The following is a 17774-nucleotide window of genomic DNA, read 5'->3' on the forward strand; positions in this document are numbered from 1 at the left end:
AACGGTCCGCTATGCCGGGGCCGGGGCCACAGGCCCGTGCCCCCGGCATTACGGGGCTCCGTCAGCCCTGCGCGGCGGGCGGCGTCGCAGCCGCTGGAGTCCGCCGCTGGCGCAGGTCCCGGCGCACCCACCAGGCGTAGGGCAGCAGCTGGCAGAGCAGGATGGTCAGGGCGGAGCCGAGCAGCGGCCCAGCCGCCCCCAGCGGCTCGATAAGCAGGTAGGACAGGGCCAGGTTCACGGGGATCAGCACCAGCACGGGCCACATCTGGAACTGCAGCCCCCGCGGCGAGGTCATGTACATGGTGATCGGCTGCTTGGCGGCCTCTACCACCACGTTGAGCACCCACACCCAGATCAGCACCGCCGGGATAGCGATCAGGCCGTCAGAGAGCTTGCCTGCCGCCCAGGGGGTGAGCGCGGCCATGGCCAGGGCCGCCAGCAGCCCGCCCAGGGCGAAGACCAGGGTCGGCTTGGCCGGGGAGACCACCCGCCCTTGCGCACGGGCCTTGGCGAACAGCGGCCACATGGCGCTGGAGGCGGCGAAGAGCGTCTGGGTGAGCAGCTGGAAGAGGCTGGCGGCCAGCGTGTACTGGGCCAGGTCGTCGGGCCGCCCGAAGTGGGACAGCAGCAGCCGGTCGGTCTGGAAGGCCAGGGGGATGGCCAGGGCCTGGACGAACTGGGGTCCGGCGGTGCCCGCGATCGGCACCCCGGGAACGGAGCGCAGGCGGGGCACGTCACGGGCGGCGTCGCGCAGCAGGGGGCGGGTGGCCCGCCAGGCCACCGTGACACAGATGACCGCTACCAGGGAGTTGGCCAGGTAGGACAGGACCGACAGCTCGTTACCGGCGTCGAGCCGCAGGAGGATGGCCAGGACGAGCATGGTGGTGAAGGCGGGCGAGACGACGCCCTGGCTGAGCACCTGGGTGGCGGCCCGCCCCATGCCGACGACCACGCGCTGCCCGATGGTCAGCGGCAGCGCGGCCGCGTAGACCAGCAGGCACAGGGTGGCGGTCAGACCGCCACCGGGCAGGAGCCTGGCCCCCAGCAGGGTCGGCCACAGCCCTAGCAGTCCGATGGCGACGCCGATGCTGGCGATCACCAGGGCGGAACTGATCAGCACACGCAAGGCCGTGGTCAAGGTCCGCCGGACCCGGGCGTCCTCGGGCAGGTCCTCCGAGCCGGAGACGGCGTTGATGACGACCGCGCCGATGCCCAGGTCCGCGAAGGGGATCAGGTTGGGGAAGGTGGCCAGCAGCCCGTACTGCGCGTAGGCGTCCGCCCCGAAGTGCCCGATTATCAGCCGGGTGTTGACCAGCCCGAAGACCCCGGCCACCCCCATCACCAGGATCTTCGCGAAAGCGGTCCGGCCGACGACCCGCCACATGCCCGCACCTCTAAGCGCCACCTTGCCTCGCCCAGCCATCGGGGTCCTTCCGTCTCTTGGGTAGCCCACCCTAGGACGCCGCGGCCTGAGCCCTGCCTTACGAGCCGCGGACGTGACGCCGGGCTCACTCTATCTTCCGCAAGCAGATCTTGCGGATTCCAAAAAGACCGCAAGTCGATTTTGCGGCCCTTGCGGTGGTATTATAACAACCGGGTAACGAACCAGACAGTCAGCCCTGACTAGCAAGGCAACACCCTGTAATGACCGCTTTAACTACCGTTGGACACCCCTTAGACACTGAATCCGCAAGCCTTGCGGATCGCACGCAACCCCACCGTATGCCCCCCGCAGGCACCCGAAGGCAACGGCCCTGAGCACGGCCCAGGGGTGCCGAAAGCGGCAGACTCGAATCACGCCGGGTCGCGGTTGACGCAACCGCCACTCCCCCGGACCTGCTCCCACCTGGGGAGCTTGCCCTTGAAGATTTCGACGAAAGCCACGTATGTCTCTCCTCCTGGCCCCTCTTCCTGCCAAGGCGTCTGCTGCCAGCACCGACGAGTGCGCACGCACGACCGCCCGGGCCAACGTGCACGTGCGCCGCCCCTGGACCAGCTACCGCCGCATCCTGCGCGCCTGCATGGTCTCCCAGGACCTGCTGCTGTCTGCCTCCACCGCAGCAGCGGTCGCGGCCCTCACTGAGCCTTCTCAAGCACCCTGGTTGCTTAGCACCAACATCCTGCTGGTAGTCATCGCCGCCTGCTCCGGAGCCCTGAGCGAGCAGGTGCTCGCCGAGGCCGCCTCCGGCTGGCGCCGCGTCCTGGCGGCCCTGCCCACCACCGTCCTGGTCACCCTGCTCGCGGCGCAGGTGGCTGGGCTGAGCGTGCCGCTGCGCGCCACCCTGCTATCCGCTCCCCTGGGCACGGCCGCCATGATCCTGGGCCGCGCGGCCCTGAAGGCGTACCTGCGCCACACCCGCCTGGACGGCCACGGCCTGCGCCGCGCCCTGGTGGTGGTAGGTACCGGCGCCGACCCGGTACTGCGCGGCCTGCGCCAGCACCCCGGTGACGGCTTCCTGCTGGTTGGCGCCGTGCCCTCCACCTGCAGCCCCGAGGCCAGCACGCGCATGCCCCGCTGCCTGGGCAGCATCAACGAGCTGCACGAGATCGTGCAGGAGAACAAGGTGGATGTCGTGCTCCTGGTCGGCGCCGTCCACCCTGAGGACCAGGTCAAGGTGCTGCGCGGCATCGAGGGCACCAGGGCCCGCTTCGTGATGATGCCCGGACTGACCGCGGTCTCCTCCCAGCGTATCCGCGTGCTGCCCTCCGCCGCCGGCTGGACCGGGGCCGTGGAGGTCGACCAGCGTCGCCAGCGCTCCCTGGCCAAGCGGGCCGTGGACCTGGGCGTCGGCAGCCTGCTGACCCTGGTCGCCCTGCCGATCATCGCGGTGGCCGGAGTCCTGGTGCGCCTGACCGACGGCGGCCCCATGTTCTACACGCAGACCCGCGTGGGCAAGGACGGCCAGCCCTTCAAGATGTTCAAGCTCCGCTCCATGTACGTCGACGCCGACGCCCGCCGCGCCAGCGTGATCGCCGCGCGCGCCGGTTCCGGCCAGGGCAACGAGGTGCTCTTCAAGAGCGCCGACGACCCGCGGATCACCCCGGTGGGCAAGGTGCTGCGCCGCCTGTCGATCGACGAGCTGCCCCAGATCTTCAACGTGCTGCTGGGTGACATGTCCCTGATCGGCCCCCGCCCCGCCCTGCCGGAGGAGGTCGCCACCTACGACGCCGAGGCCCGTCGTCGCCTCCTGGTGCGCCCCGGCATGACCGGCCTGTGGCAGGTCTCCGGCCGCTCCGACCTGTCCTGGGAGCGTTCCGTGGCCATCGACCAGTACTACGTGGACAACTCCTCCTCCCTCCTTGACGTACACATTGCCGCAGCCACCTTCAGGGCCGTGCTGGGCGGAAAGGGTGCCTACTGATGCAGCGCTCCAACACCTGCGACAAGCTCGTGACCGGCTACGTGCCCGGCGGCTTCGACATGTTCCACATCGGCCACCTCAACATCCTCAAGGAGGCCGCCAAGCGCTGCGACCGCCTGATCGTGGGCGTGGCCACCGACCAGGCCCTCGTGGACATGAAGGGGCGCGCCCCCATGATCACCTTCGAGGAGCGCCGCGCCATCGTCGAGGCCCTGGGCATCGTGGACGTGGCGGTGGCGGACCACAGCCAGGACAAGCGCCAGGCCTGGAAGGAGAACCACTTCGACGTCCTGTTCAAGGGCACCGACTGGCAGGGCACCGCCAAGGGCGCCCGCCTGGAGGCGGAGATGGCGCAGGTCGGCGCGGAGGTCGTCTACCTGCCCTACACGCTGTCCACCTCCTCGACCATGCTGCGCCAGGCCCTCCACGAGGTCGTCGCCGTCGGCGCCTGAGCACGGACCTGGCAAGCCCCGCCACGGACAACGGAAGCGTCCTGCGACAGCACGCAGGACGCTTCCTGTATCTCCGGGACCTCTCGCCCGGCACCTACTTCTCCAGGGCTGCTACTTCTCCAGCAGGCCGCACTCCACCAGGCGCGGCGCCAGGTCCTTGCGGGAGGAGATGCCCAGGGCCCGGTACACGCCGGTGAGCCGCAGCTCTACCGTGCGCACCGCCATGTACAGCTCCCCGGCAATGTCCTTGTTGCGCCACCCCTGGGCGGCCAACCGAGCCACCTGCAGCTCCATCTCGGTCAGGGCGGGGGCGTCTACCTGGCTCTGCGGCTCGCTCTCCACCAGCGCGCTCGTCTCCTTGCCCAGGGCGTCAATGGCCGTGACCCAGTAGGCCATCTCGTTGGTGACGGCCAGCTCGTAGGCGCGCGCCAGCAGCACCTGGGCCGAGGAGGAGGCGTCCTCCCCGATCCCCAGCCCGGCCATGGACAGGCTCGGGGAGACGGACAGCCGGGCCGCACAGGCCACGTTGGCGCGGATCTGCCAGATCGCCGCCCCGGAGACGACGGCGTCCAGCACCAGGCGGGAGATCAGGCCGGTGGCCTCCACGTCGTCGGCCAGCAGCACCTCAAGGATCCGGTCGTCCAGCCCCAGCACGCGCTCATCGGCTCCCTGGGTGCTGGACTCGTCCAGCCCCGCCTGCACCCAGGAGCGCAGCCCCGGAACCCGGTCCAGCATGTCGGGGGCGATGATGAGCATGTCCACCACCGAGGACCACACGGCGTCCAGGTACTTGCGGGGCACAGGGGCGGAGACGGCCGGCCCCAGAACCAGCGAGGCCAGTGTGGAGTCACCGGAGACCAGGCGGGAGGACGCCTCCAGGATCGAGGCCCACAGCTGCTGCGGGGCGGTCCAGCCACCGGCGGCGTCAATGGTCATGGCGTTGTACCAGCGTCCAAAGGCCACTGTGTCCCCGAAGAGCAGGGCGGCCTGGGCGGCCAGCACGGAACCGCGCCCGGCCAGGGCGGAGCGCACCGGCACCTGGGCCTGCTCGGACTCGAGCCGCTCACGCATCTGGGCGGTCCAGCCGCGGCGCTCGTCCAGCACGGCCCGCAGGGCCACCGCCTGGGCCTCCAGGTAGGGGGAGACGTCTGAGAGCTGGGAGAGGAAGGACTCCACCACTGCCGTGGACTGCTGGCCTCCGTTGGTGACCGCCAGGTAGGCGCGGATCACCAGCTCGCCCCAGTTGAGCAGGTCCAGGCGGCCCATCTCCTGGGGGACCCCCAGCAGGAAGTCATTGACCCGCACCGCACCGTCAGCCTGACCGTTGAGTCGACGCCGCAGCTCACGCAGGATCACGCGCAGGGACTCGTTCTCCTCAGCGGTCTGCGCACCGGAGAGGAGCTCCTCGGCGGCGTCCAGGTGGGCCAGGGGGCTGTTGGTCTCACCCACCAGGATCTCCTGGGCGGCCATGTAGGCGAAGCAGCGGGCGGAGGACAGCGGGTCCTCGGCGGCCAGGTGGCGTAGCCGGGCGGCGATACGCCGGTCGGAGTGGGCGTTGATGTCCTCGCCGTCGCGCACGGAGATGAAGCCGGTGATCGCCAGCAGCTCGTCAGCCGGGCTCAGGGCCTGGGACTCGATCAGCTGCAGGAAGCGGGTGGAGGCGGACAGGGCGCAGCCCAGCTGGAGCGCCAGCACCGCGGTCAGGAAGGTGACCTGGACCCGGTGCGCGTCGTTCAGCGGCGCTGGTTCCAGAGCCGCCAGGATCCGCCAGGCCAGGTCCAGGCTGCCGTGCGAGAGCTCGTGGCGCGCGGACTCAACCAGGGTGCCGAGGTCCGAGTCCTGGGCCTCCCCGGCCTCCAGCTGGTACCAGGCCCGTTCGCGCGAGCCCTGGGGGGTGGCCTCCGCCAGCCGCCGGGCCAGCTCCCGGTGCCCGTCACCGTGCGCCAGGACCGCCAGGCGGGTCACGGCCATGGGGGCCGGGTGGGCGGGCACCTCCGTGGCGGGGGACAGGTTCTCCACCACCCGCACCGGGCGGCAGCCGACCACCCGCTCGACGACGACGTCGTCCTGCACCAGCTGGAGCTGTGAGGCCACCAGGGCCTCCACCTCCTCCGGCTTGAGCTGGGCGAGCTTGTCAGAGACCATCCGCTGCGTGTCCGCCGAGAAGGGCAGCTCGTAGGGCAGCATCTCGCGGCCCGACAGCGCCCCGGCGCTGAGGCTGGAGGCGGCCACCGCGATATCGGCGATGCGCCCGCCGAAGGCCCGGGCCAGCCAGCTGGCGACGACCGGCTCGACGTAGCCGCGGGTCTCGGTGCGGATCAGGTCACGGGTGTCCTCCAGGCCCAGGCGGCTGATGGAGGAGGTGTACAGGGGCGGCACCGTGGTGCCCGCAGCGGTTCCGGGCGGCAGCATGATGAGCAGAGCCATCGGGAAGCCGGAGACGTAGGAGGCCAGGCGACGCATCTGCAGCAGGGCCCGCTCGTCCACCTCGGAGATACCTACCACCACCAGTACCAGGGGCCCGGCGTCGGCTGCGGTGGCGCAGAAGCGGGCGGCGGCGACGGCGCGGCCCGACAGGGAGGTGGCGGCAGCGACCGCGTCGCGCTGCTGCCGCAGCTCGTCCCGGAGGCTGTCCAGGGTGGGCTCAAAACGCAGGTGCTCGAAGATCTGGGTGACCCCGGAGATCAGCAGCGCGTCCGGGTCGTTGCGGTTCTCCGGGCCGGAGACCCCGGTCGGGGCGGTGCCGTCGATCTCAAGTATGCGGGCGTCCCGCACGCGCTCAGCGCACTCCACGGCGAGCCGTGGCCCCAGGGACCACGAGCCTGCGGCCACAGGTGCAGATACGAGCACCACCGAGCCTCGGCCGTTGCGGAGCCGCTCCGCGATCTCCCGGGTGAATAGGCGTCGCTGGTAAAGCGCGTACACCCTGCCTCCCTGCGCGATCTATAGGTCCATATCTACAGTGCAGCCGCAGCCGGTGCGGCAGCACCCCATGAACCGAAAGGGACCGGACCAACAGGACATCCGCATGCGGTTCTATACGGTCACCCTAGCAGAACTTGTGCGCTTGCCTGCGGTTTTTTCTCGCCCGCATCACTCCGCTTCTTTCAGAGGCTGAGCCTATATGTCTAGGCTCAGCCCGCCTCCAGCACCCCGGATCAGACCGAGCCCTCCTCAAAGAGGGAGGTCACGGAGCCGTCGTCGAAGACCGCCTTGATCGCCCGGGCCAGCAGCGGCGCGATCCGCAGGACCGTCAGCTGCTTGAAGCGCTTGGCCTCCGGGATCGGCAGGGTGTCTGTGACCACTACCTCACGGGCACCACAGGTGGACAGGCGCTCCACCGCGGGCCCCGAGAGCACCCCGTGCGTACAGACGATGATCACGTCCTTGGCCCCGTTGTCCAGCAGCACCTTGACCGCCTTGGCTATCGTGCCCCCGGTGTCGATCATGTCGTCCACCAGCACGCAGGAGCGCCCCTCGACGTCGCCCACCACCCGGTTGGCCACGGACTCGTTGGGGCGCGTGACGTCACGGGTCTTGTGCACGAAGGCCAGCGGAGTACCGCCCAGCTGGTTCGCCCAGCGCTCCGCCACCCGGATACGGCCCGCGTCCGGGGAGACCACGGTGGTGCTGGCCGGGTCCACCCGGGTGCGCACGTACTCCACCAGGACCGGCTGGGCCCACAGGTGGTCCCAGGGCCCGTCAAAGAAGCCCTGCTCCTGGGAGGAGTGCAGGTCCACGCTCATAATGCGGTCGGCGCCCGCGGTCTTGTACAAGTCGGCCACCAGGCGGGCCGAGATGGGCTCCCGCCCCAGGTGCTTCTTGTCCTGGCGGGCGTAGGGGAAGAAGGGGGAGACCACGGTGATCCGCTTGGCGGAGGCGCGCTTGAGGGCGTCCACCATGATCAGCTGCTCCATGAGCCAGTCATTGACCCGGTCACCGTGGGACTGCAGGACGAACACGTCGCAGCCACGCACGGACTCGTTGAAGCGGACGTAGGTCTCGCCGTTGGCGAAGTCGTAGGCCGTGGAGGACAGGACCTCGATCCCCAGCTCATTGGCGACGTCCTCCGCCAGGGCCGGATGCGCCCGCCCGGAGACGATCACGAGCTGCTTCTCGCCGGTGGTGATGATGCCCGACATAGGTGTGTTCCCTTCTGGTGGCCGCGGTGGCCTGGTGTCTTGCGGCTGGTCGGTGGACTGGTGGGTCGGTGGCCCCGGCGTCGCCAGGACCGGGCTCAGCGGGAGCCGCTCAGGCGGGTCAGCGGGGCGATGACGGCGCCGGCCGGGACCTGCGCGTCGTCCAGGACGCTGTGGGCCCCTACCAGGGCGCCCTGCCCGACGCTGGTGGTGCCGCGCAGGAGCACACCGGGCTCCAGCCGGACGTCGGTGGCCAGGGTGACGGTCACGTCCACCCAGGTGGAGGCGGGGTCGGTGACGCCCACACCGCGCTCCATCCAGGCAGCCAGCACCCGGCGGTTCAGCTCCGCCCCCAGGGCGGCCAGCTGGGCGCGGTCGTTACAGCCCTCGACCAGCCAGTGGTCGGTGACAGTGAGCGCCGAGGTGGACAGTCCCGCCTCGTGGGCCTGCGCCACGACGTCGGTGAGGTAGACCTCCCCCTGGTCGTTGTCGGAGCCCAGGGAGCTCAGGGCCTGGCGCAGGTGGGCGGCGTCGAAGACGTATACGCCGGCATTAACCTCCTGGATCTCCCGCTGCGCGGCGGTGGCGTCACGGTGCTCCACGACGGCGGCGACGGTGCCGTCAACCGTCCGCACCACGCGGCCGTAGCCACTGGGGTTGTCCAGGGTGGTGGTGAGCAGGGTGACGACGTCGCCCCGCTGCTGGTGCTGGGACAGGAGGCTGCGGAGGGTGGCGGCGTCCAGCAGGGGCACGTCACCGGAGGTCACCACTACCGGCCCGGTCGCGTCCTGTGGCAGGGCCGCCAGCCCGCAGGCCACCGCCCGCCCGGTCCCGGGGACCTCGTCCTGGTCGGCGGGCCGGGCGTCCGGGGCCACCTGAGCCAGGTGCCGCACCACGGCGTCACGCTCATGGCGAACTACCACCACCAGGTGCTGCGGCTCCAGCCCACGTGCGGCGGTGACCGCGTGGTCCAGGAGGCTGCGCCCGCCGATGCGGTGCAGGACCTTGGGTGTGGCCGAGCGCATGCGGGTGCCCTTGCCTGCAGCCATGACGATGACGGCGGTCGGGTTGCTGGTGGAGCCCACGGGTCCTCTTCTTCTCACTGCTTGGAAGTCCGAACGAGGTGATCCTACGCCGCCCCCGCAGGGGCTTAGGGCCACCCGCTCCGCCCCCAGGGTTCGAACCCGGGCCTCAAGGCTCCAAAGGCCTGCGTGCTGCCACTACACCAGGGCGGATCGTGCCAGCGGCCGGGCAGGGCCGAGCACGGCGTAAGTCTCTCATGGGTCACGATCAGGCTCGACCGCTAGGTTTCTCATACTTACTTATGCTCTAATAACTTAGTCCTGCCGTGAGCGCCCAGGTCATCAAGCCTGTCTAACGATCACCGGCAGGCTGACCGAAGTCTCTAGCGCACTAGGAAGGCGCCCGCATGATAAAGGTCCGTCAGCAGTCCTACGCCTCTGCCCGCCTGGGCCAGGGCACGCCTCTACAGGTTGAGGCCCGCAAGGGCGACCTGCTGGTGCTCGTGCTCGCCTCCCAGTGGGCCACGGTGGGGCACAAGACAGTGCCCCCCGGCTGGCAGCACGTCTACGCCGACGGCCAGGCCACCGCGGGACGCTCCGGCTTTATCGCCTGGACCCGGGCGCAGCAGGACACCACCGTGCAGCTGGACCACTGGTGGGGTGAGGTGGACACCTACGCCGCCCGCCAGCGGGGCCTGCTGCTGGCTATCAGCGGGGCCGACACCGTGGCGGAGCCTGCCACGGCGGGCTGGACCAAGGCCCGCCCCCGCCAGGTCGAGCCGGGGCTGGTCATCGCCCAGGAGCACGGCTCCCGCTGGGACCCCCTGAACGCCTTCACGGTCAGCGGCGGCCAGGTGCTGCTGGCGGGGGAGGCCTCCTCCACAGCCTCCTGGTCCGCCGTCCGCGCCGTGCTGACCGACCAGGCGGGCACGCTCACCGAGGGGACCCAGCGGGCCGCCGTGGTGTGGGCCACCATCCCCCTGAAGCCTGCAGCCGAGGCTCCTGCGGCCGAGCCTCCCGCCGCAGAGGCCCCTGCCACCCGGGACTTCGACCTCGCCGTGGCTAAGGCCGACGGCACCGTGACCCCGGTCGTGCCCGCGCGCCTGCGCAACTGGTCCGCCACCACGGTGGACGACCTGCTGGCCCGCAAGCGCTGGATGATCGCCCACCGCGGCGGCTCCGCCGACTGGCCGGAGATGAGCCTCAAGGCCTACGCCGAGTCCGCCCGCCGGGCCGTGCCCGCCCTGGAGTTCAGCTTCTCGGCCACCAGGGACGGCGCCCTGATCGGCCTGCACGACCAGAGCATCAAGCGGGTGGACGCCTCCGCCCCGGACACCCCGATCACCCAGATGACCTGGGCCGAGGCCAGCCGGTACCGCACCCAGGGCCAGCCCTTCATCCGCCTGGAGACCCTGCTCTCCGCCTTCGGCTCGGACCACGTGCTGTTCCTGGACCCCAAGTACTCCGCCAACCGGCACGACCTCTACCTGCCCCACCTGGACCCCAGGCGCACGATCCTCAAGTACTACGGGGACGCCACCTGGCTGGCCTCGATCTGGCGGGCCAAGGGCTTCAAGTGCTGGGGGTTCATGTACCCGGCGGAGATCCTGGACGGCCGCGGCGCCACCTGGGCCCCCTACTGGGACCTGGTGGGCGTGCCCTGGTGGGCGGACAAGCAGGTCTGGGACACCGCCAAGAGCTATGGAAAACCACTTATTGGTCACATCTGCCCCAACCAGCGGGCTATTGACCGCTGCTTCGAGATGGGAGCGGTAGGCGTCATGTGCGCGAAGATCGACGGGATGGTGCTGTGATGCGCGATACAGGAAACCAGAAGGACCGCCACCTACCAGGTGTCAGCCGCCGCGAGCTCGGCCTGCTTACCGGCGGTGCGCTCGCCGCCGTGGCCGTGGGGGCCTCCCCGCAGGCCGCTGCCCAGGAGGCCCTGGACAACCCCCGGCTCGTGCTGGTGGGCCCGGCGGCGGTGCTCGGCAAGCACACGGTCGTGCGCGTGGCCACCGGCCACGAGGTCACCCTGGCCCTGCAGGACGTGGGCGTCACGGAGAGCAGCGGCGTGCTCACCAACGGCGCCCGGATGCTGAAGGTGGAGGACGGGGCGGTGGAAGCCCCGGTACCCGCCCCGCCGCCGGTCAGCGGCTCGGGACCCCGGAGCCGTCGGGTGACGGAGAGCTTCCTCGTGTTCCCGCCGGTCACGGGCAGCAGCGTGGCCCTGAACGTACCCGGGATCGGCGTCGTGGAAGGCGTCCCGGTGGTAGAGGCCAGCCAGGCCCCCTTCTCCTTGGTCTAAGCCACCGCCCTCCGGCTCGACGGTGGCCCTGGCCCGGTCCTGCTGGAGGGCCTGTCCCCGGCCCAGGAGGCTCGATCCAGAGGCCATAAGTAGCGGGTGTCGTAGTAACATCCTAGCAACTGCACATCAAGACTTCGGTCACGAAAGAGCGCTTCGGAGGCCTCCCGCATGACCCGGGTCACCTGGCACGGACCAGGCGCCCTAGCCCACCAAACCCCGGCCGCGCAACGGATTCCTGGACCCGCCCACCCCGGCGTGACGCGCCCCCTACCCTGCAAGCCTTTCGAGACGTACCTGCAATCCTCAACATATATAGGTGCAGGTACTCTCCATAGCACGACCGCAGACCGTGGCGCTCCCTGCAACGCCGCCAACTGACCGGTGTCCCGTTACCAAGGATCTTTTGGGGGTTATCCGTGCCGTCCAGCCGATTCGCACGCTTCAGCACCCGTGCGCGCCGCAGAGTCTCCGCACTGACCACCGTTGCCATGACCATCGCCCTGGCCGGCGCCGCCTGGGCCTACCCCGGCGTGTCCCAGACGGACCTGGAGCTCAACGACGGCGGCGTGTGGGTCACCTCCACCGCCCAGCACCTGGTCGGCCGCGTCAACTACCCCTCCCGGCAGATCGACTCCGCCGTCCGCACCGCCTCCGCCCACTTCGACGTCACCCAGAACGCCAACGAGGTGCTGATGGCCGACGCCGACGCCTCCCTGGTGTCCACCATCAACCCGGCCCTCGTGGAGCTCGTCTCCCCCACCAACGTCTCGCCCACCGCCAGGCTCGTCCAGGGCGGGGACCGTGTGATCTCCTACGACCCGCAGGACGGCACCCTGCGGGCCACCAGAACCAGCGAGGTAACCACCCTGCCCTCCATGCAGCCCCTGCTGGACAAGCTGCCTAGCCTCACCGCCACCGTGGGCCAGGACGGCTCCGTGCACGCCGTCTCCGGCGCCGGCCGGCTGGTCACCGCCACCGCCGCCTCCCAGGGCTGGGCCAAGCCCAGCAGCCAGCAGCTGGACCTGCCCGAGGGCGGGGACCTGGCGATCACCGCGGTAGGTGGCCAGGCGGTGGTGCTGGAGACCGGCACCGGCGTGCTCCACCTGCCCCAGGGCGTCAGGACGGACCTGGGCGGCAGCGGCTACGTGCTGCAGCAGCCCGGCCCGCAGGCCAGCTCGGTGCTGGTGGCCAGCCGCACCAACCTGCTGTCCGTGCCCCTGGACGGCGGCGCCCCCACCCCGCTGGTCGGCGCGGACCAGGTCGCCAGCACCGACGGCGTAGCCGCCCAGCCGGTACTCCTGCAGGGCTGCGCCTACGGGGCCTGGACCTCCTCAGGGCAGTTCATCCGCCACTGCCCGGACGAGGCGCCGGAGGTCAGGACGGACAAGGCCCTGGCCACCTCCCACAACCCGGTGTTCCGGGTCAACCGCACCGCCATCGTCCTGAACGACACCGTCAGCGGCAACGTCTGGCTGCCGGAGGAGAACCTGGTGCTGGTGGACAAGTGGGTGGACGCCACCGCCCAGTCCGACGACGACGCCGACCAGCAGGACAAGTCCGCCGAGGCCACCGACTCCAAGAAGGCCAAGCCGGACCGCAGCGAGGAGAACCACGCCCCCGTGGCCGTGGACGACACCTTCGGGGTCCGCCCCGGACGCACCACCGTCCTGCCGGTCCTGACCAACGACGCCGACACCGACGGGGACGTGCTCACCGCCACCTCCGCCTACAGCGGCACCCTGGGAACGGTCTCCACCGGCCAGGCGGGCCGGACCCTGCAGATCACCGTTCCTGACGGCGCCACCGGCAGCGCCGCGCTCCCCTACACCGCCTCCGACGGGCGCGGCCTGTCCGACTCCGCCGTCGCCTCCGTGACCGTCCACGACTGGTCCACCAACGCCGCACCGGTAGCCAGCAAGGAGCGCCAGGAGCTGACCGTGGCGCAGGGCGGCACGATCTCCGCCTACGTCCTCGGCGGCTGGCATGACCCCGACGGCGACCCCGTGTTCCTGGTCTCCGCCTCCGGCAGCGACGTGGAGGTGCAGACCACCCAGGAGGGCACCCTCACGGTGCGCGACACGGGTTCCAGCCCCGGCACCCGCAGTATCGAGGTGCTGGTCTCCGACGGCCGGGAGACCACCGCCAGTACCGTGGTGGTGGAGGTCGCCCCCGCCGACCAGGTCACCCCCCTGGTGAACGCCGACCACGTGCGGGTGGTGGCAGGCTCCACCGTGACCGTCTCGCCGCTGACCAACGACGTCTCCCCCACGGGTGAGCCCCTCAAGCTGGCCCAGCTCCAGGAGGCCCCGGCCGGGACCCAGATCGACCTGGACCGCCGGGCCGGGACCTTCACCTTCTCCTCCGACGTGCCCCAGACCTACTACCTGGAGTACGGGGCGATCGGCGGCGCCGCCCTGGCCACCTCCGTGGTGCGGGTGGACGTGCTGGAGAAGTCAGACCCCTCGGTGCCCCCGGTGGCCGAGGACGACACCGCCCTGCTGCGCGACGGCGGCTCCGTGACCGTGGCCCCGCTGGAGAACGACTTTGACCCCGCTGGCGGGGTGCTGGTGCTCCAGGAGGTCCCCGCGCCCTCCGCCGCCGGGGTCTCGGTGACGGTTATCGACCACGCCTACCTGCAGGTCGCTGCCACGGACGTGGTGCCGGAGGGCCTGTCGGTCACCTACACCGTCTCCAACGGCACCGCCACCGCCACGGGCACGGTCTCCGTGGTCCGCGCCTCCCAGGACGACAGCCAGCCGCCGGTGGCCCAGCCGGACACCGCCGTCGTCAGTGCCGGTGACATAGTCACCATCCCGGTGCTGGAGAACGACTACTCCCCCTCCCGGCTGCCGCTGAAGCTCGCCTCCGAGACCAGCACCATCGGGGAGTCCCTGGGAACCGCCTGGGTCAGCGACAGGACCCTGCGCTTCAAGGCCGGCGACGTGCCCGGCCCCACGACCTTGACCTACACCGTCGTCGACAGCCACGGCCAGCAGAGCAGCGGCACCGCGGCCCTGGAGGTGCGGGCCCCGGCCGCGGAGACCAACGCCCCGCCGCACGCGGAGCCCCTGCAGGCCCAGACCGTAACGGGCCAGGACGTGCGTATCCCCGTGCCCCTGGACGGCATAGACCCTGACGGCGACTCGGTGACCCTGACCGGCCTGGACCAGCCCCCCCGCCTGGGCACGGTCAATGTCGAGGCCACCTGGCTCACCTACACCCCCGCCCCCACCTCCGCCGGCACGGACACCTTCACCTACACGGTGGAGGACCGTTACGGGGCCAAGTCCACCGGCAGCGTGCGGGTGGGTATCGCGCCTGCCGCAGCCACCAACGCGGCGCCAGTGGCCGTGGACGACGTCATCACCGCCCAACCGGGGCGTACCGTGGCCGTGGACCTGGTCTCCAACGACCTGGACGGGGACGGCGACAGCCTCAGCCTGGCGGAGGACCCGGTGACTGACGACCCGGCCCTGACGATCCAGGTGCGTGCTGGCCGGGCCGTGGTGACCCTGCCCGCGCAGGAGGGGGTGCACACGCTGCGCTACACCGTCACCGACTCACGGGGTGGCACCGACACCGGCACCGCCAGCTTCCAGGTGCTCAGCACCGCCCCGCTGCTGGCTCCAGTCGGAGTGGACGACTACGCGCAGATGGGCAACGCCGACCCGGACGGCACCGTGCTGGTCCCCGTGCTGGACAACGACCGTGACGACGACGGCAGCCCGTGGACGCTGAGCGTGTCCACCAACGACCCGGCCGCCGTCGTGGTGGAGGACAAGGTGCGAGTGACCCTCCAGGACCAGCCGCGCCTGGTGCTCTACACCGTCACCGACCAGGACGGCCTGTCCGGCAACGCCGTGATCCAGGTGCCGGGGCTGGCCTCCACACCGCCCCGGGTGGACTCCGGCACGGTGCCGGTCCACGTCCCGCAGGACCAGCCCAGTGACCTGCCCCTGGCCGGGCACGTGATCACCCGTGCCGGCACCAGCCCCTCCCTGGTCAACAGCTCCTCCCCGCGGGTCACCCCGGGCCTGGCCTCCGCCAGCCCGCAGGCTGGGGGGACCGCCCTGCGCCTGGTGCCGGAGCCGGGCTTCTCGGGGGCCACCTCCGTGACCTTCGAGGTCACCGACGGCGCCGCCAGCAACCCGCTGAGCTCCACCCTGACCATTCCCGTGGTAGTGGACTCCACCACGAACACCCCACCGGTGTTCACCCCCACCCAGGTGACGGTCACCGCCGGCGGCCCCGCCGTGACCGCGGACCTGTCCAGCATGACCCGGGACGCCGACGCCGCGGACCTGGCCACCATGACCTACACCATCGGCCCCGCCCCCACCGGGTTCACGGTCTCCCAGGCTGGCTCCCAGCTGACCGTCTCCTCGCCTGCCGGGACCGCCGACAACACCCAGGGCGCCTTGCCCGTGACCATCTCGGACGGCAAGTCCAACCCGGTCTCCAGCTCCCTGCCCCTGCGGTCGGTCAACCAGGACGACAACGCGCTACCCACCGTGCTGCCCGCCTCCCTGACCTCTGACGGCCGCCCGGTGACCGTGGACGTACGCAACCTGGTGTCCACCACCCTGCCTGACGCCCAGGTCTCCCTGGTGGGTGCCCCCACCGTGACCTCCGGCCAGGGCAGCGCCACCGCCCAGGGAGGCTCGATCACGGTCACGCCGGACCCTGGCTTCCACGGCCGGCTGGTGGTCTCCTTCCGAGTGACGGACGACCCGCAGAAGCCGAACCGTGTCGTCTCCGGAAGCATCGTGGTGGCGGTCGCTGGCGCGCCTGCGGCCCCGACCGGGGTGCGTGCCGTGGCCGACTCGGAGACCTCCGCCCTGGTCTCCTGGGCCGTCGGACGGGACAACGGCAGCCAGGTCACCGGCTACACCCTCACGGAGACCGGTGGTGCAGGCTCCTGGAGCTGCCCCAGCACTCCTTGCCGGGCCACCGGACTGGCCCCCGGGGCCAGCTACTCCTTCCAGGTGGTGGCCCACAGCAACGCGGGCGACTCCGCCCCCTCCGCCCCTTCCGGGCCCGTGAGGCTGACGCTGCGTCCCCAGACGCCTTCCGCCCCCAGCCTCAGCGGCGGCAGAGGTACCCTCACGGCCTCCTGGAGCGCGGTGCCCGCCGTCTCCGGCGGGGTGACCTACCAGGTGGTGCTCAGCCCTGAGGTCACCGGGGTGCAGTCAGTGACCGTGCAGACGCCGGACACCTCCGTCTCCTTCCAGGAGGGGCAGATCACCGTCGGGGTGCCCTACCACGCCACGGTGCGGGCCATCCCGAACAACCCCAACGGGGAGCAGTCCGGGGTGTCCGCCCCCTCCAGCTCCGCCTCCGCCTACGGGGCCCCCGGCAAGCCCGGCGCCCCACGCGGAGCCTTCAACTCTGATGACCAGCTTGACCTGCAGTGGAGCCCTGCCGACAGCAACGGCTCCCCTGTCACCTACTCGGTGTCGGTCAGCGGGCCTGGTATGAACACCAGCATTGACGCAGGCTCCCGCACCTACCTGCGGGTCAATGACATCGGGCGCGGTGTCTACACCTTCAAGGTCACGGCCACCAACGCCGGCGGCTCCAGCAGCTCTGAGCCCTGGTCGGTCGAGCACACCACCGTGCCCCTGACGCCGTCCATCCCCGCCCTGGCCTCCAACAACGTCCGGGGGCAGCTGGAGGTGTCTGCGCGCTCCAACCCGGTGTCGGGCCGGGGCTGGAGCGCCGCCGACCTGGACATCGAGTACGAGATCGCCCTGGTGGGCGCCACCGGCAACCCCTGGGTGGTTGCCCCTGAGCCGGGCGGCAGCATCACGGGCCTGGGCAACGGCCGGGCCTACGTGCTGCGGGCACGGGCTGTAGGAGCCGACGGCAGCCGCTCCCATCCCACCTCCTGGTCCGCACCGGCCACCCCGGTCAGCTCCCCGGCCCAGGGGCAGGTCAGCTGCCACACCTCGGACCGCACCATCTCCTGCCAGTGGAGCGCCGACACCGGAACCGGTCTTAGCACCAGCTACGTCGTCACCCGTAACGGGGAGACGATCTCCTCCGCCTCCTCCGGGACCACCGACCAGCAGTTCCCTGACGAGGCAGGTGAGATGGAGGTCTGCGTGCGTGCCAGCAACGCGCTGGGGCAGAACCAGACCTGTGGCATCGGACGCGTGGACGCCCCAAAGCCAAAGGTAGCCGTAGGCACCACGATCCGTTTCCCGGCGCTGCTTGACTCCCCTGACGCTATCTGCTCGGAGTGGGACCTCCAGGAGACCGGCATAAGCGCTAAGAACTGCCGCCGTATCGTTCTACAGCTGGAAGGGTTCAACCCGAACTCGACGGTAACCTGCTCCTACAAGTACTCCAGCAGAGACGACGATGACGATGACCACCACTACAAGGCGAATGTGAGCATAGGGCCAGACGGCTCTGCCTACAGGGTCTTCCCCCACAGGCTCAACCTGAAGAAAGTGTCTTCCTACAAGGTTCCGTGCACACAGCAGTAG

The 17774-nt window shown here is 70.6% G+C and carries 9 protein-coding genes and 1 tRNA gene; 5 read left to right on the forward strand and 5 right to left on the reverse strand.

The window, feature by feature from the left end; translation table 11 throughout:
• Positions 1-61 precede the first annotated feature (61 nt).
• Positions 62-1384, reverse strand: a complete 1323-nt coding sequence (locus tag JG540_RS08865) for an oligosaccharide flippase family protein (protein WP_234042774.1) — start codon at positions 1382-1384, stop codon at positions 62-64.
• 502 nt (positions 1385-1886) lie between these two features.
• Here JG540_RS08865 and JG540_RS08870 point away from each other — a divergent pair.
• Complete coding sequence (locus JG540_RS08870; RefSeq protein ID WP_200275444.1) at positions 1887-3362, forward strand: sugar transferase; 1476 nt, start codon at positions 1887-1889, stop codon at positions 3360-3362.
• The gene (locus tag JG540_RS08875) at positions 3362-3814 is read left to right on the forward strand and encodes an adenylyltransferase/cytidyltransferase family protein (RefSeq protein WP_200275446.1); all 453 of its coding nucleotides are present in this window, start codon (positions 3362-3364) and stop codon (positions 3812-3814) included. Before JG540_RS08870 ends, JG540_RS08875 begins: the two co-directional genes overlap by 1 nt.
• A gap of 111 nt (positions 3815-3925) precedes the next feature.
• On the opposite strand, the gene JG540_RS08880 is transcribed toward JG540_RS08875, so the two are convergent.
• The 4 genes from JG540_RS08880 to JG540_RS08895 form a co-directional block, all read right to left on the reverse strand.
• The gene (locus JG540_RS08880; protein WP_200275448.1) at positions 3926-6739 is read right to left on the reverse strand and encodes a helix-turn-helix transcriptional regulator; all 2814 of its coding nucleotides are present in this window, start codon (positions 6737-6739) and stop codon (positions 3926-3928) included.
• Positions 6740-6972: 233 nt separating this feature from the next.
• Positions 6973-7956 carry a ribose-phosphate diphosphokinase gene (locus JG540_RS08885; RefSeq protein WP_200275450.1) on the reverse strand — a complete coding sequence of 328 codons (984 nt, stop codon included), beginning with the start codon at positions 7954-7956 and terminating at the stop codon, positions 6973-6975.
• A gap of 95 nt (positions 7957-8051) precedes the next feature.
• Complete coding sequence (locus JG540_RS08890) at positions 8052-9002, reverse strand: bifunctional UDP-N-acetylglucosamine diphosphorylase/glucosamine-1-phosphate N-acetyltransferase GlmU (protein ID WP_200278320.1); 951 nt, start codon at positions 9000-9002, stop codon at positions 8052-8054.
• A gap of 114 nt (positions 9003-9116) precedes the next feature.
• Positions 9117-9188: transfer RNA gene (locus tag JG540_RS08895), tRNA-Gln, on the reverse strand.
• A 194-nt stretch (positions 9189-9382) separates the two neighbouring features.
• Here JG540_RS08895 and JG540_RS08900 point away from each other — a divergent pair.
• From JG540_RS08900 to JG540_RS08910, 3 genes are all read left to right on the forward strand, one after another.
• Positions 9383-10789, forward strand: a complete 1407-nt coding sequence (locus tag JG540_RS08900) for a glycerophosphodiester phosphodiesterase (protein WP_200275452.1) — start codon at positions 9383-9385, stop codon at positions 10787-10789.
• The gene (locus JG540_RS08905; RefSeq protein WP_200275454.1) at positions 10789-11283 is read left to right on the forward strand and encodes a hypothetical protein; all 495 of its coding nucleotides are present in this window, start codon (positions 10789-10791) and stop codon (positions 11281-11283) included. Before JG540_RS08900 ends, JG540_RS08905 begins: the two co-directional genes overlap by 1 nt.
• Before the next feature lie 488 nt (positions 11284-11771).
• Positions 11772-17774 carry an Ig-like domain-containing protein gene (locus JG540_RS08910; protein WP_200275456.1) on the forward strand — a complete coding sequence of 2001 codons (6003 nt, stop codon included), beginning with the start codon at positions 11772-11774 and terminating at the stop codon, positions 17772-17774.

The organism is Actinomyces weissii (assembly GCF_016598775.1).
Taxonomy (GTDB): domain Bacteria; phylum Actinomycetota; class Actinomycetes; order Actinomycetales; family Actinomycetaceae; genus Actinomyces; species Actinomyces weissii.

Excerpts from the sequence above, each read along its gene's own strand:
- JG540_RS08865 (WP_234042774.1), bottom strand. The coding sequence starts at position 1,384 with ATGTGGCGGGTCGTCGGCCGGACCGCTTTCGCGAAGATCCTGGTGATG.
- JG540_RS08870 (WP_200275444.1), top strand. The coding sequence starts at position 1,887 with ATGTCTCTCCTCCTGGCCCCTCTTCCTGCCAAGGCGTCTGCTGCCAGC.
- JG540_RS08875 (WP_200275446.1), top strand. The coding sequence starts at position 3,362 with ATGCAGCGCTCCAACACCTGCGACAAGCTCGTGACCGGCTACGTGCCC.
- JG540_RS08885 (WP_200275450.1), bottom strand. The coding sequence starts at position 7,956 with ATGTCGGGCATCATCACCACCGGCGAGAAGCAGCTCGTGATCGTCTCC.
- JG540_RS08890 (WP_200278320.1), bottom strand. The coding sequence starts at position 9,002 with ATGGCTGCAGGCAAGGGCACCCGCATGCGCTCGGCCACACCCAAGGTC.
- JG540_RS08900 (WP_200275452.1), top strand. The coding sequence starts at position 9,383 with ATGATAAAGGTCCGTCAGCAGTCCTACGCCTCTGCCCGCCTGGGCCAG.
- JG540_RS08905 (WP_200275454.1), top strand. The coding sequence starts at position 10,789 with ATGCGCGATACAGGAAACCAGAAGGACCGCCACCTACCAGGTGTCAGC.
- JG540_RS08910 (WP_200275456.1), top strand. The coding sequence starts at position 11,772 with ATGACCATCGCCCTGGCCGGCGCCGCCTGGGCCTACCCCGGCGTGTCC.